The organism is Priestia sp. BR_2 (genome assembly GCF_041954005.1).
GTDB classification, from domain to species: Bacteria; Bacillota; Bacilli; order Paenibacillales; family Paenibacillaceae; genus Paenibacillus_AQ; species Paenibacillus_AQ lautus_A.
On the sequence record NZ_JAVFHM010000143.1, the window covers coordinates 1 to 708 of the forward strand.

Consider the following 708-nt stretch of genomic DNA (forward strand, 5'->3'; position numbering starts at 1 on the left):
ATTTATTTATCTACCAGTTAACATAAAATGGATTTTCTCTTTTTCAATTCTCTAAAATTCAATATTTATCTACTACTGCTCCTAAACTAGCTGCTTTAACATATGGCTCATTTCGTAAGGACAGCAGCTCTTCTTTTGTTCCCGTGACTACTACACCTATAATCAATCCGTTTTTCTGTCTATTTTTTAGGTTTTTCGACTCCCCCGGATCTGTTTTTTTGAGTTCATTCAAAAAGTCTGCTTCTGTTTTAATTTTAGTAGTCGTTAGTTTTGCTCCTAGTTGTGGTGATGGTTTAGAAATACCTAATAACCATCGTCCATTTTCTGGCTCACCTCTGTAACCAGTAGACTTTGCATAGTTATCTACCCAATACCATGTTTGATGAGCAGATGTAGGCAGCATCTTTTGTACTTCTTTCAATGTGTAATTTTTATTGAAAGATATGGCCACCTCCATGTATTTGCCATTGGGATAATCTTTAATTATGTCAAAGTCATTTGCATACAACTTATATTTGTATTCTGGTACGTAAAATAACATCTCACGTTGTCCATTAGGAATATGATACATCGTAGTGTCATTAACAATCGTACTGTGTGTTGAGAAGGATGCATTAAAGTTTCCAAGTAAATCATACGTTATTTCTTCTGTACCCCAAGGTATGACTTTATCTTCAATCACTTTAAATACTTCACTCTTAATAGTCC

General features: G+C 34.0%; 1 protein-coding gene. It reads right to left on the bottom strand.

Going from position 1 to position 708, the window contains the following annotated elements; genetic code table 11:
* Positions 1–58 precede the first annotated feature (58 nt).
* Positions 59–708 (bottom strand): anti sigma factor C-terminal domain-containing protein (locus RB298_RS06725; protein WP_486046480.1); only part of this gene is annotated, 650 nt, incomplete at its 5' end.